This window comes from Planctomycetia bacterium (assembly GCA_016795155.1).
Classification (GTDB): Bacteria; Planctomycetota; Planctomycetia; order Gemmatales; family HRBIN36; genus JAEUIE01.
On sequence record JAEUIE010000009.1, the window covers coordinates 1 to 22712 of the forward strand.

The 22712-nt window shown below is 53.0% G+C and carries 19 protein-coding genes; 10 read left to right on the top strand and 9 right to left on the bottom strand.

Annotation, left to right across the window (positions count from 1 at the left end):
- Nucleotides 1-180 (top strand): transposase (locus JNJ77_04480; GenBank protein ID MBL8821823.1); only part of this gene is annotated, 180 nt, incomplete at its 5' end.
- A gap of 235 nt (nt 181-415) precedes the next feature.
- On the opposite strand, the gene JNJ77_04485 is transcribed toward JNJ77_04480, so the two are convergent.
- Nucleotides 416-1599, bottom strand: a protein-coding gene (locus tag JNJ77_04485) for an IS3 family transposase (protein ID MBL8821824.1) whose coding sequence is annotated in 2 segments (ribosomal slippage) — nt 416-1290 and nt 1290-1599 — 1185 coding nt in all. Because the reading frame shifts where the segments join, the coding sequence is not laid out codon by codon here.
- Between the two features lie 274 nt (nt 1600-1873).
- On the opposite strand from JNJ77_04485, the gene gmd reads away from it, so the two are divergent.
- Genes gmd through JNJ77_04505 form a run of 4 tightly spaced genes read left to right on the top strand, consistent with a single transcriptional unit; the run spans nt 1874 to nt 6786 of the window.
- On the top strand, nt 1874-2926 hold the full coding sequence (gmd, locus tag JNJ77_04490; protein MBL8821825.1) for a GDP-mannose 4,6-dehydratase: 1053 nt from the start codon (nt 1874-1876) through the stop codon (nt 2924-2926).
- A gap of 4 nt (nt 2927-2930) precedes the next feature.
- Nucleotides 2931-3881 (top strand): GDP-L-fucose synthase, encoded by a 951-nt coding sequence (locus tag JNJ77_04495; protein ID MBL8821826.1) that lies wholly within the window; start codon nt 2931-2933, stop codon nt 3879-3881.
- The gene (locus JNJ77_04500; GenBank protein ID MBL8821827.1) at nt 3878-5107 is read left to right on the top strand and encodes a glycosyltransferase family 4 protein; all 1230 of its coding nucleotides are present in this window, start codon (nt 3878-3880) and stop codon (nt 5105-5107) included. Before JNJ77_04495 ends, JNJ77_04500 begins: the two co-directional genes overlap by 4 nt.
- Before the next feature lie 8 nt (nt 5108-5115).
- Complete coding sequence (locus JNJ77_04505; GenBank protein MBL8821828.1) at nt 5116-6786, top strand: hypothetical protein; 1671 nt, start codon at nt 5116-5118, stop codon at nt 6784-6786.
- On the opposite strand, the gene JNJ77_04510 is transcribed toward JNJ77_04505, so the two are convergent.
- The gene (locus JNJ77_04510; GenBank protein ID MBL8821829.1) at nt 6768-7982 is read right to left on the bottom strand and encodes a hypothetical protein; all 1215 of its coding nucleotides are present in this window, start codon (nt 7980-7982) and stop codon (nt 6768-6770) included. The genes JNJ77_04505 and JNJ77_04510 overlap by 19 nt on opposite strands.
- A 103-nt stretch (nt 7983-8085) precedes the next feature.
- Nucleotides 8086-8505: a hypothetical protein gene (locus JNJ77_04515; GenBank protein MBL8821830.1), complete on the bottom strand. Its 420-nt coding sequence runs from the start codon at nt 8503-8505 to the stop codon at nt 8086-8088.
- Nucleotides 8506-8850: 345 nt separating this feature from the next.
- Between JNJ77_04515 and JNJ77_04520 the strand changes: the two genes are divergently transcribed.
- Nucleotides 8851-9123 (top strand): hypothetical protein, encoded by a 273-nt coding sequence (locus JNJ77_04520; GenBank protein ID MBL8821831.1) that lies wholly within the window; start codon nt 8851-8853, stop codon nt 9121-9123.
- A 76-nt stretch (nt 9124-9199) separates the two neighbouring features.
- On the opposite strand, the gene JNJ77_04525 is transcribed toward JNJ77_04520, so the two are convergent.
- Nucleotides 9200-9781 carry a hypothetical protein gene (locus JNJ77_04525; protein MBL8821832.1) on the bottom strand — a complete coding sequence of 194 codons (582 nt, stop codon included), beginning with the start codon at nt 9779-9781 and terminating at the stop codon, nt 9200-9202.
- Between the two features lie 181 nt (nt 9782-9962).
- On the opposite strand from JNJ77_04525, the gene JNJ77_04530 reads away from it, so the two are divergent.
- Nucleotides 9963-10193, top strand: a complete 231-nt coding sequence (locus JNJ77_04530; protein MBL8821833.1) for a hypothetical protein — start codon at nt 9963-9965, stop codon at nt 10191-10193.
- Nucleotides 10190-11086 (top strand): tyrosine recombinase XerC, encoded by an 897-nt coding sequence (gene xerC / locus JNJ77_04535; GenBank protein MBL8821834.1) that lies wholly within the window; start codon nt 10190-10192, stop codon nt 11084-11086. The genes JNJ77_04530 and xerC overlap by 4 nt, the downstream gene beginning before the upstream one ends.
- A 187-nt stretch (nt 11087-11273) precedes the next feature.
- On the opposite strand, the gene JNJ77_04540 is transcribed toward xerC, so the two are convergent.
- A complete protein-coding gene (locus JNJ77_04540; GenBank protein MBL8821835.1) occupies nt 11274-12722 on the bottom strand; it encodes a hypothetical protein in 1449 nt (482 codons plus the stop codon).
- 208 nt (nt 12723-12930) lie between these two features.
- Nucleotides 12931-13722, bottom strand: coding sequence for a TIGR00730 family Rossman fold protein (locus tag JNJ77_04545; protein MBL8821836.1), 792 nt, complete (start codon nt 13720-13722; stop codon nt 12931-12933).
- Between the two features lie 199 nt (nt 13723-13921).
- Here JNJ77_04545 and JNJ77_04550 point away from each other — a divergent pair, with 199 nt between their 5' ends.
- Nucleotides 13922-15220: a replication-associated recombination protein A gene (locus tag JNJ77_04550; GenBank protein ID MBL8821837.1), complete on the top strand. Its 1299-nt coding sequence runs from the start codon at nt 13922-13924 to the stop codon at nt 15218-15220.
- Nucleotides 15221-15283: 63 nt separating this feature from the next.
- Here JNJ77_04550 and JNJ77_04555 read toward each other — a convergent pair whose 3' ends face one another.
- Nucleotides 15284-15931, bottom strand: a complete 648-nt coding sequence (locus JNJ77_04555; GenBank protein ID MBL8821838.1) for a methyltransferase domain-containing protein — start codon at nt 15929-15931, stop codon at nt 15284-15286.
- Between the two features lie 595 nt (nt 15932-16526).
- On the opposite strand from JNJ77_04555, the gene JNJ77_04560 reads away from it, so the two are divergent.
- The gene (locus JNJ77_04560) at nt 16527-20591 is read left to right on the top strand and encodes a DUF1080 domain-containing protein (GenBank protein ID MBL8821839.1); all 4065 of its coding nucleotides are present in this window, start codon (nt 16527-16529) and stop codon (nt 20589-20591) included.
- A 439-nt stretch (nt 20592-21030) separates the two neighbouring features.
- Here JNJ77_04560 and JNJ77_04565 read toward each other — a convergent pair whose 3' ends face one another.
- On the bottom strand, nt 21031-21834 hold the full coding sequence (locus JNJ77_04565; GenBank protein ID MBL8821840.1) for a hypothetical protein: 804 nt from the start codon (nt 21832-21834) through the stop codon (nt 21031-21033).
- The gene (locus JNJ77_04570) at nt 21831-22541 is read right to left on the bottom strand and encodes a peptidoglycan-binding protein (protein ID MBL8821841.1); all 711 of its coding nucleotides are present in this window, start codon (nt 22539-22541) and stop codon (nt 21831-21833) included. The genes JNJ77_04565 and JNJ77_04570 overlap by 4 nt, the downstream gene beginning before the upstream one ends.
- Nucleotides 22542-22712 lie beyond the last annotated feature (171 nt).

Below are 22712 nucleotides of genomic sequence, written 5' to 3' on the forward strand. Positions count from 1 at the left end.
CTCGCTCGACGCAACACCGAACATGGAAGTGGGTTGGGAATTTACCGCTGGGTCATTGAGCGATCCATCAGTTGGCTACATCAATTTCGACGCTTACGGGTTCGCTATGAACGACGCGATGACATCCACGAAGCGTTCATGATACTCGGGTGCATCGTCATCTGCGGCTACTTCCTCTAATGTTCTTTTTGTTAGATGCTCTAAAGTATCCGGATGAACCAAGGCATACCATAGGACATAGGCACTCGTGTGAGTAGAAAGTAAATGAAGATAGTCCGTGGATGTGTGCGAGTGGATATGCAACTTATAAACGCAATATCAAAAATCTCTCGTCCTAAATAAAGTCTACACATAAGTAATAGTAGTCCAGGGGGGTCTGGGGGGATATTGACATGTCAATAACCTCCGGGGTTGATCAGGCAGCCCGTTCATACATCTCCTGTGGAGTACGTAAGCCCAGGCTCCAGTGAGGTCGTTTGGTGTTGTACACCTCCACGGCTCGTACGACAGCCGTTTGTACGTGGTTGATGTTGAGGAACTCCGCATCCAGGTTGAACTCATCCTTGAGAATGCCATTGATCCGTTCGGCGATGGCATTCTGATAACAATGATCAGCGTCGGTCATGCTCGATTCCATCCCGTGCGACTTCAGCATCGCCAGGTACTCATGGCAGCAGTACTGGCAGCCTCGGTCCGAATGATGAATCACGCCCTGACCCGTCACGCCTTGAGCAGTCTTCATCCTGTCCACCGCTTTGGATAAGGCGATCACTGCCGAGTAATGCGACAAGTCCCGACTCACGTGATACCCGACGATCCGCCGCGTGTAGGCATCGCTCACCAGGAACAGGTAGGCGAACTTCCGACCAAACACCCTGAGATAGGTGCAGTCAGACACCAGCACGTGATTTGGCTTATCGATCGTCAGCTCCTTGATCCGGTTCGGTGCCACCGCATAGCCATGATGTGAATAAGTCGTCTTTTCAAAGCGTTTTTTCGCTTTTACCAGACGACCTGATTCACCCAGGAGGGCGAACAGATGATCCCGGCCTACCTCCGTGTCGTGATGCTTCTTCAGCTGATCCACCAGTTTACGCGTCCCCAGCCGGGGCTGTTCCTGGCGAATCTCGTCGACCAGTTGCAAGATCGCCGCCTCCTCGTTGCTGTCGTCCTGGATCCGCTGATAATGCTTGTAATACGCATCCCGGCTACGCCCTTCCGCCTGGCAGAGCCGTTCGAGGCTGGCGGAGGTTTCTCCGCGAGACTGCTCGACGCCTGCGGCCCAAAAGTTTTTTTTAGATCCACCTTGTACTTCTTGCTGGCCACCTCGATGATCTTCTCATGCACCAGCAGCTTCAGGTGGGCGTCCGCCAACGCCTTCTCCAGGGCGGCAATCTTCTCTTCTTCGCTCTTCATAACCACCTCGACGATGTCACGCTTGGGTTGATACTTGCCATACTCCTTCAGCCACAGTTGTATCCGGCTGACCGTCGTATGCCCACGCGCCGCCGCCTCGCGCAGCGAAAGCTGACCGCTCTCCAACTCCTCCACGATCGCCCGCTTCACCTCAGGGCTGAAGGACATCTGTGCTCGTTCCATTCCTACACTCCTTGTTCAAAACTTCGGGGGAGTGTAGACTCAGGTTAGGACGGGACATTATAAACGTGTCCTGCATCATCATAGTGGGTCAAGATTCCAATCTTGACTACACAGTGAAATAACTTAGCGATTAACCACAGTGAAAAGAATTGGAATTCTGTTCCACAATCTGATTCGTCAATTCGAATGCTGCCCCACCCTGCCTTGTTTTCATTACTCCGCTTCGTAACTAATGAAGTATTCACACACTTGGCGAATCCATTGAGCGGCACGCATGGCTGATCGTAAGGCGCTGATTACCGGCATCACCGGGCAGGATGGTTCTTACCTGGCGGAACTGCTCCTGGGCAAAGGGTACGAGGTGCATGGCATCATCCGCCGCAGCAGCACTTTCAACACCGAACGGGTGGATCATCTCTATCACGACCCGCATGAGAAGGGTGTCAAGCTGTTCCTGCACTATGCCGACTTGACGGATGGCAACAGCCTGGCCCGCGTGCTGCGGAGCGTGCAGCCTGGCGAGGTCTATAATCTTGGCGCCCAGAGCCACGTGCGAGTGAGTTTCGATCAGCCTGTCTACACCGCTGATGCTGCAGGTTTGGGTGTACTCAAACTGCTTGAAGCCATCCGGGAATATCAGGAAATCAGCGGAAAAAGCCTGCGCTATTATCAGGCATCCAGCTCGGAAATGTACGGCAAGGTACAGGAAACACCGCAGAAAGAAACAACGCCCTTTTATCCCCGTTCGCCTTATGCGGTGGGCAAGTTGTTTGGCCACTGGATTACTGTCAATTATCGTGAAAGCTACGGCATGCATGCCAGTTCGGGCATTCTGTTCAATCACGAAAGTCCACGCCGTGGGGAAACCTTTGTCACCCGCAAGATCACTCGTGCAGTCGGTCGCATCAAGAAAGGGCTGCAAAAGGAATTATTCCTGGGCAATCTTGATGCCAAGCGAGACTGGGGGTTTGCAGGCGATTACGTTGAAGCCATGTGGCTCATGCTGCAGGCAGAGAAGCCTGATGACTATGTGATTGCTACGGGTGAGACTTATTCGGTGCGCGAGTTCTGCGAGCGGGCCTTTTCGCTGGTCAATCTGGATTGGAAAGATTTTGTGAAGTTTGATGCCCGCTACCTTCGCCCTGCGGAGGTTGAACTGCTGCTGGGCGATGCGACGAAGGCCCGCACTAAACTCGGCTGGAAACCGAAAGTAAGTTTTGATCAACTGGTGAAGATGATGGTTGACTCCGATATGGAACTGGCTGAACGCGAATGGACGCTAAAGCAAGCCGGTTTCACTACAACCACTTCCCACACAGCACATTAATCGTATGATCGATCTGGCAAGAGAAAGAATTCTGGTGACTGGCGGAGCGGGCTTTCTTGGCAGCATCGTCTGCCAACTGTTGCGGGAACGAGGCGTTGCCGACGAACAACTGCTGGCCCCACGCAGTTCGCAATATGACCTGACCCGGCAAACCGATGTCGAACGACTTTATGCAGAATGGAAGCCTACCGTTGTCATTCACCTGGCAGCACGGGTGGGTGGCATTGGTGCTAATCAACGACATCCGGGTGAATACTTCTTTGCCAACATGGCGATGGGTCTGCATCTGATTGAAGCGGCCAGGAAAAATGGCATTCGGAAGTTTGTCCAGGTGGGTACCGTGTGTGCCTATCCCAAATACACGCCAGCGCCGTTCCGCGAAGAAGATTTATGGAACGGTTACCCGGAAGAGACTAATGCACCCTATGGCGTAGCCAAGAAGGCGCTGTTTGTGATGCTCGATGGTTATCGCAGGGAGTATGGCCTGCCCAGTTCAGTGGTAATACCGGTGAACCTCTATGGCCCCAACGACAACTTCGATCCGCAATCTTCCCATGTAATACCAGCCCTCATTCGCAAATGCGAAGAGGCGCGGGTGCAGAAACGTACACATATTGATGCCTGGGGAACCGGCTCCGCTTCGCGGGAGTTTCTCTACGTCTATGATTGCGCCAATGGCATCGTAGCTGCTGCGGAACGGATGGAAGAACCAGTTCCCATCAACCTGGGTACTGGCAACGAGATTTCCATCAAGGCGTTGACGGAGCTGATTGCCCGGCTGTGCGACTTTGAAGGAGAGATTCGTTGGGACACCAGCAAGCCTGATGGCCAGCCACGTCGGCAACTCGATGTGAGCCGGGCCAGGCAACTTTTGGGCTGGTCGGCACAGATGCCGTTTGAAGAAGGCCTTCGCCGCACCATTGCCTGGTGGCGAAATTCACAGGGCGCGTCATGATGAACCGGCCGCCCCGCATCACCATCCTCTACCATTTCTTTCATCCTGACAATGTCGTCAGCGCCCAGTTGTTCTCCGACCTGGCGGTGGATCTCGCAGCAAAAGGATGGCAGGTAGAAGCAGTTACCAGCAACCGTTCCTGCCATGCACAAACAACGTACAGGCCGACACGGGAACACTGGAACGGCGTGAACATCCAGCGTATCTGGCGGCCACAGTGGAAGCAATCATCGGCAAAAGGACGCATCTTGAATGCCCTCTGGATGATTGTCGCCTGGTGCCGTATTGCCTTTCGCAGCAAAAAAAACGTGCCCGATGTTCTGTTTATCGGTACCGATCCGGTGTTGTCCATTCTGGTTGCGAGAGTGGTTCGCCTGTTTCGCCCCTGCGTGAAGATCGTGCACTGGGCTTATGATCTGTACCCCGAGGCAGCATTGGCTGATGGCCTGATGCGGGATGATTCCCGATTCATACGTTTGATAAAATCATTGCTGCGATCATCTTATCGTTCGTGCGATCTGGTAGCTGACTTGGGACAATGCATGCGTCAACGGCTGGAAGCCTATGGACTTACATGCCGAAAATTCACCGTCCCCCCTTGGGCACTCGCTGAACCGAAAACTGTGGAACAGGCCGATCCGGCTCTGCGTGCGAAACTCTTCGGCAATGCTAAGTTGACGCTGCTCTACTCAGGCAACTTCGGTCGTGCTCATGAGTTTACCGAGTTCCTGGCGTTAGCCCGGCAACTACGGAACACGGACATCGTGATGGGTTTTTCCGTGCGGGGCAACCGCGTGGATGAGTTGCGTGATGCTGTGACAGCAGACGATACCAACATCCGCTTTCTGCCTTTTGCTGAAGAAAGCGAATTGAGCCGACATCTGGCCACGGGCGATATTCACCTGGTGAGCCTGCGACAGAACTGGACCGGCATTGTCGTGCCTTCTAAGTTCTTCGGCTGCCTGGCATCAGGCCGGCCTGTGATCTTCGCTGGTGAAGAACAGTCGTGCATCAGCCAGTGGATAGGGGAATATCAGCTTGGCTGGCACCTGAGCGAAACCAACATCACCGAAATCGCTGAGGCACTCAAAACTATCAGTCAGTCGCCTGGGCAACTGCAAACCAAGCAGCAGCACTGCTGGGAAATTTACCAGAAGCAGTTCAGTCGAAAGCATTTATCCGAAGAGATGCACCAGGAACTCACCAGACTGTTATCGCCCTCATAAGGTTAGTCATGCAGCAGAACCGGTTACGGCTTGGCATTCTCTGTCAGGGCTATTCCTGGCCTGAATCAAGCCTGAATATGGTGCGATCCATGCTGCAACTGCCCGGCGTTTCGCTGGAACTGCTCGTGTTCAATCGAACTCCACCAAGCACCACCACCCGCTGGCAGAAAATCAAAAAAGTGCTGACCGGCCGGGGGCTGCTTTGGGGCCTGCGCAACCGCTGGTTTAAGAAGCCCACTACTAAAGCCTGTTTCGACATGCAACAGGAATGGAAGCACATTCCGGTGCTGGAAGTAACTGCTGTTCAAAAGGGAAGATTCACCCAGTTGTTTCGCGATGAAGATGTTGAAGTTCTGAAACAGCATAACCTCGATGCTCTGCTCAAGTTCAGCTTCGGCATTCTGCGGGGCAAAGTACTGACAGCTGCTCGATACGGCATCTGGTCGTTTCATCATGGCGACCCGCAGCAGTATCGTGGCGGGCCGCCGGGCTTCTGGGAAGTGCATGATGGTTCGCCTACCACCAGTGCCATTCTGCAAAGATTGACTGAAAAGCTTGATGGCGGCATTATTCTGCAGCAGTGTACCGCCCTGACAGTACTCACCTCAGCATCTCGAAATTATGAACGCATTCAAGCGGTTGCCAATCATCTGCCGATCGCTGCCTGCCGGGATATTCTGAACCGGCGATTGGAAGCTGTGAACCGTGCGCCTGTTGTTACGAATGCTCCCATCAAGGTTGCACCCACCGATGTGCAGTATTTGCGATACTGGTGGCGAACATGCTATCGACGATGGAAAGCTCGGCTTCGCTACCTCTTCAATGATGAAATCTGGGTAATCGGCATAATTAAAGAGCCCATCCATCGACTGCTGGAACCTGATTTTATTCCAGCCATGCAATGGATTACTGCTGAACAGTCCCATCAATTCCTGGCTGATCCGTTTGCATACAAGCGTAATGACCAACTGCGCATCGTTGCTGAGCAGTTCGATTACCAGCGTGGCAACGGGAAGATTGTCAGTGTCGCCATCGCAGATGATGGCACGGCAGGTAAACAACAAGTCGATCTCAATACCGGCACACACCTTTCTTACCCGTGCACCGTTTACGATGGCAAGCACTGGTACATGATTCCGGAAAACATAGAGCAGCAGAGGTTAGTGCTCTATCAACTTCAGCCGGATAACTCATGGAAGGAATACGCTGCGATACCTACTGGCGAACCGGTCATTGACCCGACGCTGTTTCAGCATAAAAACCGCTGGTGGCTGATGGGCACTTCCATTCGACATGCTGATACCGAACTGCTGGCCTGGCATGCGGAATCGTTGACCGGTTCCTGGTATGCTCATGCTGCCAACCCGATCAAGCTCGATCCGCGGAGCAGTCGACCCGCAGGCACGCCCTTCTTGCATCATGGAGTTCTCTATCGCCCGGCGCAGAACAACTCGATGACGTATGGCGGATCGGTAATGCTCAACCGTGTTGATTGTTTGACGCCTGAACTGTTTGTTGAAACGCCTCTCCGTGAAATCAAACCACAACCTAATTGGCCTTTTCACGATGGTTTGCACACCATCAGCAGCGCGGGCGAGTGGACGGTGATTGATGCGAAGAAAGTGAAATTTGCACCCAGCCGGATAATGACCAAGATCTTTCAGCGTTTTACATCCTGATCCTTCAGCAGTTTTTTCTTCACCAGCGCCTTGATCATTGTCTCTACCACCAACCGATTGCCCTTCACCGTGTAATGGCAATCATCATAAAGATAATCGAGCGACTTGGGGATGGCTCGATCCAGATCGAACGACTGCACACCATCAGCACCGCTCACGTGCAGCAACGTCTGGTTGTAATCGTGCATCACTTTAGAAAGTGTAGCAGACGATGGATACTCCTGATGGAAATATTGATGTCTGACCAGACACTCCACTTTCTGCATCATGAAGGTATTCTTCTCCGCCTCGGTATTATCAGTCTTATACAACGTAGGCTGGGTCATGAGCAGGCAAGGCGTGTTGTGCAGTATCATCCACTGGCACAGCCGTTTGAGATGTCGGCCATACGTTGCCCGTGCTCGGTAGGCATCGAGCGGACTATCCACTTCATGCACCCGGAGCGAACGGTACCAGCTAAACTGCAGACGATCATAGATACGCGATTCCAAAGTGGGCAGTCGTACTGCCGGGTAGGCCACATAGAAAAAGTGAGACCATTCGTCGTCGTACGGACCAACCGCCAGCCCTTCTGGCGAAAAACTGCGGATCATCTCGTTGATGCCAAAGAGGCCAATGACCAGGTCAGGCTGCCACTGGTCGAAATGGGTGCAATACCGGATGAGTGCATGCTTGACGGTGTAACTGTTTTGCGCCAGGTTTAACAGTTCGAAGCTGCGATTCGGATATTGGCGACGTAACTCATTGAGCAGTAGTTCAGGGTAGTGGAGCGACGTTGAGCCACCGAGCGTAATGATCAGGAACGGCCGATCGGGCTTGCTGCGTTGTTGCTGTAACTGTTCAAGCCGCGATGCATCCATCGCCACCGGCCTCGCCTGCAGATAAGGATCAAATGGCGGCTTGTGGCGAACCCATTGATAATAGGTCATGCTGGTGATGGCATACGCCGTGATCATGAAGATGCAGGTAAGAAACGTGAGCAGTTGAAACCGCCGCCTGCCCAGTTTGCAGTACAACCAGCGAAGAAGGAGTGGAATGAGAAAAGGTATCGCCAGCAGTACCAGCAACAGCAGATAATCGCCCGAGTAGTTACCGACGAGGGGATGCACCGAACGATGAAAAAAGAACCCGGCATAAACGCAAGCATAGAGCAGCACGAAGAGAAGGTAAGTGACTGAAAATCGTGTAAACTTCATGCCGAGCGCCCGCAAGTACCCAGCAGGCATCTTATCAAAACGCAAAGAGCCGCGCACGAAGTAAGCGGCATTGCACTCTTGCCCAACCGATGGTCCCCGAACTTCAACGTGATTTTGAATTGAACAACTGAGCATCACGCCAGGCCCAGATGGTTAATCCAACCAGCACCAGGCTGAATGCCCATTGAATTGTAATGATGATGAGATACCAGCTATGCAGCCTGGTAAACAAATCTGAATTCGAAATTACATAAGTCTCGGCATCCAACAATTGATCCAATCTCATATGCAGCCAGCCTAGAAGGCACATCATAACAATCAGAAGAATCAGGATAGCCCAGCGAATGTTGCGTCTGATCTTGAGAGTATCTCTTTGCAGAATCAACTCACCAAGCCAAATGATTAAAGCGAGAAAACCAATGATGTTGAGATAGTTGGTTACCGACTGGGTCACGAAACCCTGTAGGCTTTCCGAACCAAGCACCATGGTTCCTACGGGAACAACAATGGCTCCATAGAACATGAAACCACCCTGCCAAATCGCAAAGAAAATTATCCAGAAGTATCGCAGGCCTAGGCACATCATGGAAATGGTAATACTGCAATAAGTACAAGAACGAAACAGCGGGTATGTTAATCTTATCTGTTGAAGAGAAAACGCAAGGTTACCATGAACAGAATGCATATCAAATGACAGCATAAGAATCTGTAGCTGATATTCCCGTTGTTTCGCTGATGACATTTATGACTGAAGTACCTTCACTGCCAGTTACGTGATCATCGAATTACCCAACTTCCATTCAATTCCTTGACATGTACACCAACTTATCGGGTAGGCTTTCGCTGGTACATTTCTACGGAGCAGGGTATGTCACTTCCTTACTGCACCATGACATCGCGTCCTGCAAGGCTGATTCTCAGCGAACAAGAGAAGAGCAATGCTCTGGGTAAGGTTGCCCGGTTTATTTCTCGAATTAATGTTAAATCACATCCAGTTGGGTTAGCTTACAACGATGTAAGACTGGTCATTGATGCCAACGAGCGGGTCATCAAGATCATGACCGAACACGAATATCAACGCCTGTACCCCACACTTGCATTAGTCGATCTACTTCCGGGCAAGAACAGCATGGCTGCGTGATGGATTCTAGCTTGCAACGATTTCATGATACAAATCTCACTGCCGGTCATCTCAACAGAGCGAGATGACCACAAACTTACAGCTTCTCTTTCAACTTGCTGATAATCGCTTCTTCCATGCGTGTGTCGCGGCCTTTGTCGATCCAGCGTTCGTTCAATAATTGTTGCGGTGCATTGTTGTACGCATCCACCGTATCATCAGGTCGGACCCTGCGTATCTGCAGCGGATTAACCGCGCGGCCTGGGTCTTCCAACTCTTTGATGACCTTTACCAGAACAAAGTAACCACCTACTTCAGCCGGCGTGATCTGCACCAGCAGGCGACGGCGCATCGATTGTGTAGTCGATTCCCATATTTCATAACCATCGTACCAGCCCGTGCTGCACCAGTCGAACACTCCGCCGGAAACGCGAGGTACGCCGACAATTTCGCCCGCATACATGTTGCTGTTGGCTATGTCGAAATAAGTCTGACAGACATCATAAACAATGTCGTACACCCGCTGATACTGCTGCGGATCGTGTCCTTGAGGCACAAACAATGGGTTTTCAAAAGGAATGCTGCCCCGGACTGTATAGGGATTTTCCTGAATGGGTGTGCTGGCACAACCGGCAAGGCTTACCAGCAGGCTAATTCCCAGGTATCGCAGCCACGTCATACCATCCCCCTACAGAAGGCCCATTCGTTGCGACACAGCCGCATAACAGGGTTTCCTGAATGCTGCAAGACCTCTTTCCGGGAATCCATGAAGAGAAATCCCCCAACTTGCCGATAGTCCCAGAGTCTATCTGCCAGTCAATCTATCTGGTCGTTTTGTGGGGTGGTTCATGCAGCGCGAAATGAATGTCCTGGCGCTCCACAAAGGCACAGAACACTATTTGTTCCTGTACGATGATGACAGCCTGCCTGCCCTGGTAGATCTCTTTCGTCGATATGCATCTGATTCGGAACTCAGCTTCAACTGGTTCGATGCTGCAGTAATGACTGACAAAGGCAAATCGCAGATGCAGGCTGAAGCGAACAAGCCGGTTCAACACTCGCCTCGCTTTCCAGCGGAGACCGCAGGATGACCGAGGCTCTTGCCTCCTTCCTCAATCATCTGGTTATCGAAAAGAACGCCTCCGAACATACGACCAAGGCCTATCGCGAAGATTTGACGCAGGCCGTGGATTATTTCCGCACGCAGTTGGGCAAAGACGCCACTATCAAACAGGTAAGCACCCGCACCATTCGCAGCTTCCTGGCTCACCTTCATGAACAAGGGCTGAGCAAATCAACCATTTCCCGCCGATTGGCTGCAGTGCGCTCTTGGTTCAAGTATCTTTGTCGTGAACAGACCTTGATCACCAGCCCGGCAGAAGGTGTGCGCGGCCCCAAGAAAGACAAGAAGCTGCCCAAGTTTCTGACCGAAGAGTCAACAGACAAGGTATTGCTTTCACCCGAAGACGATGAACAGAGCGGCCCTCGCGACCGGGCGATTCTGGAGACGATTTATTCTGCCGGCCTGCGTGTCAGTGAATGTGTGCAGCTCAATCTGCAGGACATCAACCTGGATGACAACGTACTGCTGGTGCGAGGCAAAGGCAAAAAGGAACGGCTCGCGTTCCTGGGTGAATCGTCGCTGAAGGCCATCACCAACTGGCTCGATGAAAGAGGAAAGCTGCTCAAGGCTAAAGGCCAGGAAACCGAAGCGGTCTTCATCAACAAGTTCGGCACCAGGCTGACCACCCGCAGCGTTGGCCGATTGCTGGCCAAATATCTCAGACAACTGGGAATGTCAGGCCAGGCAAGCCCGCACACCCTGCGACACAGCTTCGCTACCCATCTGCTGGATCGCGGTGCGGAAATCAGAAGTGTACAGGAACTCTTAGGCCACCGAAGCCTGACGACGACACAAATCTACACGCATTTAACCACCCAACGATTGCAGGAAAGTTACAAGAAGGCGCATCCGCGAGCGTAAAGTAAGGTAGTCTGCTGGCGGGTTCCAGTTGCACACTCCTACTGTAGTGAACGTTAACAAAAAATATGACGACTACAATGCAGTCACCTTTCCCGAAGTGGGACACGTTTCAATGTGTCATGATGCGATGACACGTTGGGACGTTTTACATTCCTGGTACGATACAATCGTGCCCCACGAAACATTCTCACCCCACTGAAAACCAATCCTGCATCGCATAACAAACCAATGTCACCAATCCAAGGTGGGCAAGGATCAGCAGCAAGAGCTCCCAGCAGGTTCGTTGACACCGATAACAAACGAGCCAGATAATCCACGCCGGGATAAAAAACAGAAACACCACCAGGCCAAGCGTGGTGAACGGATCGCTGGATGCCCAGTTGGTAGTCGAGTCTGCTGGCTCGTTGCGTCGCCACAGATAATAAAACAAACTGCAGACAAGCGGAGTGCCAGCCAGGCCAGCGCCCGTCAGTAGTGCATATCCCGTATCTCGCCAGGTAACGGATCGTTGGCGAATGAACAGTAGCATCAATGGTGCAATCAGGATTCCCAAGACTGCCGATGCCATCACCAGGATAGTGGGCGTTCTACCCGCGATCCAGCCGGCAACCGTTTCGCGGACATCATTGCTCGATTCCAGAGTAAGGTCTTGATGCCAATCTGCCGGGTTCGGGCTGAGCGTGATTTTGGTAACCGGCCTGACGCGAACTGCTTCCAGTTGCGAGGGTGTCAATCCACTCCCCATGCCGCTACGTCCGAGCGCGGCATCATCTGTTGGGACAACGATTTTCCCCAGCATTCGATGACACGCCAGCCCTGGAATACGCATGTCCGTCGTTGCCTGATACCAGCCTCGAAGATAGACAGTGGTTTCCACAGGCGTAGGATTCGCCCGCGTCGGCAGAAGCGGGTAGAACGGCTGGGGACAGGCAAAGTCAATCACCACCGCCCGGCCTGTTCCAGGCGTATCGCCACGCCAACTACATACAAATGAGTACTGTGCTCCGTTTTTAGCACCGAAATACTCTTTCAAGCTGGTCAGTTGCTCAGCTTTAATATCAAGCTGCTTCTGTTGAAAATATTTGTTCAGCGCATCCCCATCTTTGGCTGTCAGCACTTCGACGACCATGCCGAGCGCCTCAATATGACTATGTACCACCACCAATGGCTCGCGGTGGCTTCCTCCGTTTGCGGCACCAAGAGCTGAATCCGCGGTCGAAAATGTCACTGATTTGGGCTGTGATCCGACTGACTGGAAGAAGAGCCTGACTGGTGAAAGCATGTAGCCGGTATCCCACATTAATGCCAACTCACGGGTTTGCTGCAGATTCTCGCGTGCGCGGGGAATGGGGAAATAGGGCTGGTAGACACTCGGCATCCGTTCAATCGGCTTGGCTGAGACTCGACCCGGTTCACAAGGAATCGGAATGATCCAGACAGTGGGCTTATCTGTCTTTTCAGATTGCGTCTTTACATACAGCCGTTCCTGGCTGGCTTCCCATTCAATGAACGCATGCTGCTCGCTCTCACTGACAAAGCCCCCACCTTTCTTGGCAATGATCCCATCACTATGGGCTACTGTTGCACAACCAAGAACGGCGATGATAACAACAAGAAATCGAATAACAGCAAGCATGGCACACCCAATTATCTTTGATTCATGCTCCAAAATGATAACAAAGTTGTTTGCATTTGCTCCATGCAAATGTCTGACAGTTGAATGCCACTGATCAGCGGTATGCGAAGTTCGTGGCAGTGGGGCACGATTGTATCGTGCCAACGGGATAAATTATCTCTCCAAGCATCATCCAAAATGACACGTTTAAAACGTGTCCCACTGCCAATTACTCCCCCAGCCACCACCTGCGCTTCGGCCTCTTGTACTTGAGTCCAAACTGTTTAATCGCTACTTCAGAGACTGCCTTGGCTGCTTCCTCAGGCGAATCGGTTACCAGTATCCGGTCGTAATCGCCCTGGCTGATCGTTCTCGCCTTGATCATGCATTTCAGAAAATCGAGCATCGGTTCCCAGTAGGCTTTGCCCATCAGCACCAGGGGGAAGTTGTGAATCTTGCCGGTTTGAATCAGCGTGGCGGTTTCAAATAACTCATCCAGTGTGCCATATCCGCCAGGTAGAATGACGAACGCGTACGAGTACTTCACCAACATTACCTTGCGGACAAAGAAGTAGCGGAACTCAACAAACTTGTCGAGATACGGATTCGGATGCTGTTCGTGGGGCAAGACAATATTGCAGCCTACCGAATAACCACCCGCATCTTTGGCGCCACGGTTAGCAGCTTCCATGATGCCCGGACCACCACCTGTCATGATGGTGAACCCACTCAGTGCCATCTGCCTGCTGACTTCACGAGCCAGAATATAGTAAGGATGATCTTCCTGAAACCGCGCCGAACCAAACACGGTCACGCAGGGACCGATGAAATGAAGATTGCGGAAGCCCTTCATCACTTCCAGGAAGATGCGCAATGCTCGCCAGAGTTCCGTGCCACGCCTTTGTGGGCCTTCCAGAAACCGGCTGTCATCCAGCGTGGTCGCTTGCTTACCCCAGTTCGGCCCTTTTCCCGGTGGGACCACTTCAGGCAATTTCGGCTCCTGGCCAGTCGGTAAGGTCATACTTTTCATTCCTTTGCTGAAGTGGTCCGGTTTTTACTCTGTACAGTTGACAGTTGCTTCGTCAGTCAGAGAGTATCACTATGGTTATATCATTCTCCCCCTTGCCAAGGGGGAGTTAGTGGGGGTAAGTATTTGCAAGCCCCAACCCCACCCAGCCTCCTCTTTTATCAATGGGAGGAGATACACATGGTGAATACCGATGGCGAATCTCTTTGACGACGATCCTCTACCGATCCCGGCTCCGCGTAAGCAGTCTGCATCAGCGCCACTTGCAGAGAAAATGCGTCCCCAGTCGTGGGATGATTTTCAGTATGAAGATTCATTCGACAAAACACTCCTGTCGTTTTTGCAGACCGGCCAGAGCTCTCCTCCTTCACTGGTGCTCTGGGGACCGCCTGGCACTGGCAAGACCACCTTTGCCAAACTGGTCGGCCAGAGTTTTGGCTTGCCCTTTATTGAATTCTCTGCGGTGCTGGGCGGCGTGCAGGAGATTCGGCAGATTGTCGCTGCTGCACAAAAACAATCCAAGCCTACATTATTGTTCGTCGATGAAATACATCGGTTCAATAAATCCCAACAGGATGCTTTCCTGCCTCATGTTGAATCGGGAACGATTATCCTGATTGGAGCGACTACGGAGAACCCGTCGTTTGCCTTGAATAGTGCCCTGCTCTCCCGAATGCGTGTGCTCGTCTTCAAATCACTCTCCGCCAGTGCACTGCAAACGCTTCTGAAGCGAGCAGAAAAAACCATAGGCCTGACGCTCAGCGAAGAAGCCCGCGATGCCTTCATCCAACTCGCCGGTGGCGACGGCAGGCGTCTACTGAACTGGTACGAATCATTCAGCACCACGCGAAGTGATCGCATCAAACCGGTGCAGGCCGACGATGTGAAATCCTATCTGAAGCAAGCACAGACGCAGTTGTACGATCGGGCAGGCGATCAGCACTTTGATACCATTTCAGCATTCATCAAGAGCTTGCGAGGTTCCAATCCGGATGCAGCCCTCTTGTACGGCTTCCGTATGATCGAGGCTGGCGAAGACCCACGATACCTTATACGAAGAATGATGATCTTTGCCAGCGAAGATATCGGCAACGCTGATCCGTATGCACTCTCGCTGACCGTCTCCACTGCTGAGGCCTACGACAGGCTCGGCTTGCCCGAAGGCAAGATACCCATTGCCCAGTGCATCACCTACCTGGCCACCGCGCCAAAATCCAACCGCAGCTACCTGGCGATGGGGCAAGTGCTGCAGGATATCCGCAATCACCCGAACATCACCATCCCCATGCACCTCCGCAACGCCCCCACACCCATGATGAAAGAAATGGGCTACAACCAGGGCTACCAGTACCCGCACGACAACCCATCAGGCTATGTCGCTGGTGTTCAGTATCTCCCCGATGAACTCGCTATGGCAGATTACTACAAACCAAGCGAACATGGACATGAAAAGTTGATTCATGAGCGGATGCAGCAGCGTAAGAAGAGTTAGTCTGTATGCGTTGAAGATCTCGCTGAGCACGCAGGAGGCAATCCGAAGGCTTACAGTCAAACATCATACAGCACGGGCGAGCATCACAAACTGCTTGATCCGCCGCCTTGTCCATGGATGTTCCATGCCCAGCCAGTAGGTCATGAGAAACTGGCCGAGTTTTCGCCAGTTCGCCCGATCATCAAAAGCCCATACCCGTTCCACCTTCCAGCGATTCTCCACAAGTAATTTCTGCAGTTCGGCCAGCGATGGCTTATACTGCCACGCCGGATGGTGACGACGTGCATCGTCGTAACGCTTTGCTGCGAAGTTGATGATGCTGAGCACCATCGGAGAATTTTCAGGAACCAGTTCCCGCAGCATGCTCAAGAGCCTGCCCGGGTTATGGAGATATTCCAAGACGCCACCGATATGGACACAATTGATGTGACTGGCGCGGAAGAAATCGAGGGAGAAGTCACTATTGAAGTCAACCTGCACAAAGTGTCCGGGTGGAAGTATCGAAGCCGCTTTGGTAGAAATATCAACGCCATAATACTCGACATCTTCCGGCAGCAGTTGTTTCAGGGTAGCTGTGGAGCAACCGACGTCGAGCACCCGTTTTTCCGGAAGTTCCCTGAGAATATCAGCCATCAATCGCAGGCGTGCATGCGGATTGCGGTACTGAAGCGTTTCCGTGTTCCAGTATGTCGTTCCCCACTTGGCGGTCATGGAGTTTCCATTCAGAGTGATTCGCTACTGCTTCTACGAAGCAGGGACACTTATGGTTACAGTGATTCAGAAAATTAAAAGTTGATTTGATCAGACAGCTTCCCTGTCATCTTATTCTGAAACAGCAGGTTTTTGAAGACAGAGTGTTGTTTTGGGTGCCATCTTTTGTCGGTGTTCCGGCAAACGATGCCCTTGTGCTTCAGGTCGTCGAACTATCAGCGCTACAAACGGGTGAAGGTTATGAACTGAAACACTGGACAGACACCAGGATTTGGGAGAAGATTGACTACTGTCACGAGAAGCAGTTACCACGACTATCGTGCCACCCGCACCGTGGCGCAGATTCCGGTAGATTGGAAGACAACGCCGATGATCCACACGCGGCTGCCACTGCTTCGCTACTCCGTTACGGTGCCGTATCAGCAGTGGATTTCATATGCCTTGAGCAGGTCTCCCATTCAATGGAGATATCCACATACTTCGTGCGTGGTTCTGGTCATCACCGAAAAACATTCAACGAATCTCTTCCCATGCGCCGCAGAAACATTACACTGTAGACCTGCCCGATTTCTTTCCATTCTTGGAACCCGTCATGATGCGTTGGATTTCTGGTCTCTCCTTTATCATCCTGCTGGCTGCCTGTCTGAATGAGGTGCAAGCTGACGATCAGCAGGACGTGTTGCCTAAGCAGGATGGCCGCTCACTGAACTTTGATTTTGAAACTGGCGACCTGCGCGACTGGACAGTCGAAGGTGAAGCTTTCGTGGGGCAACCTATCGAAGGCGATACGGTCTACCCTCGTCGCAACGATAATAAAAGCCAGCACCAGGGCAGGTTCTGGATTGGCGGCTTCGAGAAAAAAGGGGATACGCCCCGAGGCAAACTCATCTCGGTTCCATTTCAGGTAACACATCCCTGGGCATCGTTTCTCGTAGGCGGTGGGCCATACCTGGAAACATGTGTTGAACTCGTGGACCATGCCCGCAACGAAGTGATCTTTCGGGTCAGTGGCCTTGAAGAAGAAAATCTCCGCCGGGTTGCGGTCGATCTGCAGAAGCATGTTGGCAAGACAATCTTCATCCGCCTGATTGATAACCACACCGGCCACTGGGGGCATCTCAATTTTGATGACTTCCGTTTTCATAATGCCAAGCCGACCGTGCCACCTCGTCCGCAGGCCAAGCTCGAAAACGACAACTATCCCCATGCAGGTCTGTCTCCTGAAGAATCAGTCAAAGCCATGACGGTGCCCGAAGGCTTTAGTGTCAAGCTGTTCGCAGGCGAGCCGGATGTACGCCAGCCCATTGCATTCTGCATGGATGATCGTGGTCGACTCTGGGTGGCCGAAGCCTACTGTTATCCGCAACGCCGCAAAGATGGCGAAGGTAAGGATCGCATCCTGATCATGGAAGACACCAATAACGATGGCAAGTTCGACAAGAGCATTGTCTTTGCTGACAACCTCAATCTGGTCAGTGGCATCGAATGGGGTTTCGGCGGCTTGTGGATTGGTGCTGCTCCCTACCTGATGTTCATCCCCATTGATGCCTCGGGCGACAAACCTGCAGGCGAACCGAAAATTCTGCTCGATGGCTGGGGCTGGCAGGATACCCATGAAACCCTCAACACTTTTTCCTGGGGTCCCGATGGCTGGCTCTACGGCTGTCACGGCGTGTTCACCCACAGCAAAGTTGGCAAGCCCGGTGCTGCGGACAATGAGCGTACGAAGATCAATGCAGGCATCTGGCGCTATCACCCCATCCGTCATCAGTTTGAAGTATTTGCCTGGGGCACCAGCAACCCCTGGGGACTCGATTACAATGCCCAGGGGCAGTTGTTTATCGAAGCCTGCGTCATCCCCCATTGTTTCCACATCATTCAGAATGGCCGATACCTGCGACAAGCCGGGTTGCACTTCAACCCACACACCTATGCTGACATCGGCACCATTGCCGATCACTTTCATTATCTGGGGGCTACCCCGCACGGCGGGAACAATAAGAGCGATTCCGCTGGAGGCGGGCATGCCCACTGTGGACTGATGTGCTATCTCGGTGGAACCTGGCCGAAGGAATATCATGGTCAGTTATTCATGGGCAACATTCATGGCCGACGGTTGAATATGGATCGGCTGAAAACCAATGGCTCAGGCTACGTCGCCAGCCACGGCCCCGACTTTCTTCTTGCCAACGATGCCTGGGCCCGATTCATCAACATGCAGTACGGCCCCGATGGCAACGTTATCCTCATCGACTGGTACGATCAGCAGGCCTGCCATCGCACCGAACCGCACATCTGGGATCGCAGCAACGGCCGCGTTTACAAGATCGTTCATCGCAGCACTGAAAACCGCCAGACCGATCTGCAGAAACTAGGCGGCGACCTCAGCAAACTCGATAACGATCAACTCTTCAAACTGGTGACCCATGATAATCACTGGTATGTGCGACATGCCCGCCGGTTGTTGCAGGAACGCAGCGTCACCCAACCCGCTGGTGTCAACCGCCCCGTCTCAATCACTGGTAACAGCAGAATCGCCAACGACTGGAAGCAGGAAAAGAATGCTGATAAACGCCTGCAACTGCTGCTCGCTAATCACCTCAGCCAGAAAATGCCAGATGCGGAATATCTTTCTGCCATGAGCGATGATTCCGATGCCATCCGCGCCTGGGGCGTGCAGCTGGCGGTGGAAGCGGGACATCATTCCACGCAATTCATTCAGCAGTTTGAACAGATGGCGAAGTCCGATGCCTCGCCGATGGTTCGATTGTACCTCACTTCGTCACTGCCCAGGCTTAATCCATCCAGTCGATGGGGTATTCTTGCCAATCTGCTGCAGCACGCGGAAGACCGGGACGACCACAACCTGCCTCTTATGTACTGGTATGCAGCAGAAGGGCTGGTAGATACCGATGCCCCGCGTACCTTGAAGCTGGCCCTCGATGCCAAGGTACCCATTCTCGAATTCATGGTCCGCCGCATCAGTTCGATGAATAACGAGAACGCCATCAATAATCTGGTAGCGACTTTGAAGTCTTCGACTGATGCCCGCACTCAGCAGATCATTCTTTCCGGCATCAACCAGGCCATGCGGGGCTTGCGTAATGTCAAGCAGCCAGCCGAGTGGAAGGCAGCCTACGAATCGTTGAGTGGAAAAGCTGATCCCGAAGTACGACATCAATTATTGCTGCTCGGCATGGTGTTCGACCCTGATACCGTTATGGCCTCTCTTTCCAAAGTGGTTGCTGACCACTCTGCAAAACTGCAGCATCGCCAATCAGGCCTGCAGGCGCTCATCACCAGCCGCAAGTCCGAAGTGATGCAACTGCTCATGCAACTGAGCGAAGAGGAACCGATGCGTAGCCTGGCCATTCGCGGTTTGGCCGTGTTCGATCAGCCTGAAATCGCAACAAAACTGCTGAAGAGTTATCCGAAGTTCTCCAGTAGCGACCGCCGCGATGCCATCAGCACACTCTCAGCACGCCCTGCCTGGGGCCTGGCGTTGCTTGAATCGGTTAAGGCCAAGTACATTCCGGCGAACGATATCCCTGCCGATGTTGTCAGGCAACTTCGCCAGTTGAACAATCAACAACTCAACTCACTAATCGCGGAAGTCTGGGGCGTCGTCCGCACCACACCTGCTGAAAGACTGCAGCATATTGCCAGCATGAAAACCATGCTGTCCAGCAAGCCCAAAGTGGCTGCTGACCTGTCATTGGGCCGAGCGCTTTTTGAAAAGACCTGTGCCCAGTGCCATCAACTTTATGGCACCGGCGGCAAGGTTGGTCCCGACATCACCGGCTCCAATCGGGCAAACCTCGATTACCTGCTCGAAAATATCTACGACCCCAGTGGCGTGATCCCCAAGGAATACGCTGCCACCTTCTTCGTCACCAAGGATGGCCGCTCCATCACCGGCATCGTCAAGGAACGCAACAGCAAAACGGTTACGGTCGCCACTGCCAACGAAACGCTGACCTTGGCTCTTGACGATATCGAAGGTGAAAAGCCAAGCGACACCTCCATGATGCCTGATGATCAGATGAAACCGTTCAGCGAGCATGAAATCCGTTCGCTGTTTGCTTACCTGATGCACCCCACCCAAGTGCCCGTGCTCGCGATGCAGGAGAATGCAGCCACCTTCTTTAACGGCAAGGATTTAACAGGTTGGACAGGCGACACCAGGCTCTGGAAAGTCGAAGATGGCATGATCGTTGGCTCTACTACCGGCCTCAAGAAGAACGAATTCCTCAAAAGCCAAATGATGGTGAAAGACTTCAGGCTGTCGGTGAAGGTCAAGCTCACGCCAAATACCGAAAACAGCGGCATTCAGTTCCGTAGCGAAGTGATCGATAATGGTGATGTGAAAGGCTACCAGGCCGACATCGGCAAAGGCTGGTGGGGCAAGCTCTACGAAGAACATGGCCGGGCACTGCTCACCAAAAACAACGGCGACCAGTTCGTTAAAGTCAATCACTGGAACGACTACGTCATCGAAGCACGAGGCAGCAAAATCAAAACCTTCATCAATGGTAACCCCTGTGTCGATCTCGACGACAAACCCGGAGCCCGCCAAGGCATCATCGCCTTCCAACTCCACAGCGGCGGCCCCATGCAGATACGCTTCAAGGACATCAAACTCGAAGTCTTGAAAGACTAACAATAGGGGTAGGAAGGATCGCATAATACTGATCCCTCCTCCCTCTGAACCGTGCGGGCGGATTTCCCGCACACGGCTCTCACGCTTGATGGTTTACCCACGAGGGGATTGACAGGCCAGGTCTCGGGCTGTCTTCAGACTGTACAGCCCCAGTCCTGCAGAGAAGTCATTCTTCCAGCGTTGATGATCGGATCCTCGCCCACGGCCACGACGCCCCGCTCCCCCTATAGGGTGTAAATGCCAGTGTAAAAGTGCAGCGCGGGTGGCAAGTCGAGTGATGTTGTAAAAGTACTGACCCCGAAAAGCTGCGTTTCGACGGCCACGTGGCAGGTACGTAGATTGATATTATCCCTTTTCTACATAGCAGTATTTATTTCTTCATTTGATCGGTGCATTTACGCTGAACGAGATACCGAACCGTTGATGATATCGGGCAGGTTCATGGCGCCGGCGGGTCCGGAAAACGTGCGAGTTCTGTCGCACAGGCGCTGGTCAGATTCTTCCAGTTTTGTCCCGTGTTCAGGGCCACGTGCAGTGACAAATCGACATCCGAAAAGGTGTTTCCCGTCACGGTAAACGGCCTGTTGTCAAAGCCGTCCACTTTCCCATGCACTTCTCCTGCAGACAGGCCGGAAAACCAGATCCAGCGGCCGATGCTGCGCGCCCACTTCATGTGATTGCCCTGCGTCTGGAAATGTTGGATATTGTTGCCTGCTTTGACAACGGGAACCTTGTCCAGTGTGACGGTAGGCACCAAGCCGTTGGGCACGGGGCGCAACTTGAGTGTGAAGTTTCCGAACGGTTTGCCTTCTGCGCCGTTGACATCCGGAATGGGTTTTGCCTCGAATTTGCCGACATGGCGAATAGGCGAGTCCAGGCCGCCGTCCCACATGGGAGCGTCCGAAAGCCCCAGAAAGCTGATTTCCGCAACCCCTTTCGTGTTCAGCTCCACAGCCAGTCCCAGGGCCAACGCGCACCCCTGGCTCCTGCCCAGGATGCAGACCTGGCCGATTGTCTTGAAGTCTGACTTGCAGAAGCTGTTGATATCTTTCATGACCGCGTCGATGTCCTCGTCGATTTTCGGGCCAGCGCCCCGAGAGGCCGCGAGCAAGTTTCTGGCTTGTTTGACCTGCAGGAGCCGATCGAGGTAGGGCTGGCGGCTGACCTCATCTTCGACTTTGAATTGCGTGGAAAATGGCACGCCACCGCTGAATATCAACAGGATATCATTGGTCTTGCTCATGGTAGATCCCCTTGCGAGCGCCGTTTGATTGAAAAGTTACGGCTAGCGCTGAGCCTTTCTTGGACCTCGAATGCCAGCATCTCGAGGTCGAGGCTACGGATAGTCAATTTGCCGACGATATTGTCCGGAGTGGTCTGGATAGCGGGGTTGATGATTTTGCGCCGCGTCTTGTACGCCAGGACGGCTTTTGCCGTTTGCGTTCCATAAAGTTGGGCGCGTAATTCATCCGGGCCGATGTTGCCTCCTTCGAGGGTCAGCACGGCGTTTTGAATCAAGCTGACAAACTCCCCGCGATCCCCGGGAACCACGTGCTGGGCGTCGTTGCGCAGAGTCCGTTCCAGCCGCGGATCTCCGCGCAAAGACGCGGATAGTAGACCAACCGTTTCCAGATCGGGAAGGCCACGCTCCTTCGCCAGCATCTCGCGATCGAGCGCGGCCATCGTCATCTTGCCGACAATATTGTCGGCCTGGGTTTGATAGGAAGGGTTGATGATGTTTCGTTTCCGCTTATAGGCGAGGACCGCCGCGGCGGTGGCGGGGCCGTAATTCCCATCCGCAGCGATGGTCGCGCCATCCAGTGCAATCAACGCCTGTTGAATCTTGCGGACGTGCTCCCCGGCCGCACCCGGCACGATGTGGGCTGGGTCCGACACAGACGCCGCTTCGAGTTTAGGGTCGCCACGGAATAGTTGCGATTGAACAGCCATTAGAACTTCCTTTCGATGCCACCAAACGCCAACAGCTTAGAAGCGGCGGGGGCCGAGTGAGCTATAGGTCACGAAAAGCCGTCATGCCCCCGCCGTCTGCTGCAGCGCCTGGATACTCATCATAGCCACGCAGGAATGGGGAAGAACCTGTCCCAAGTAGAACGAGATCAG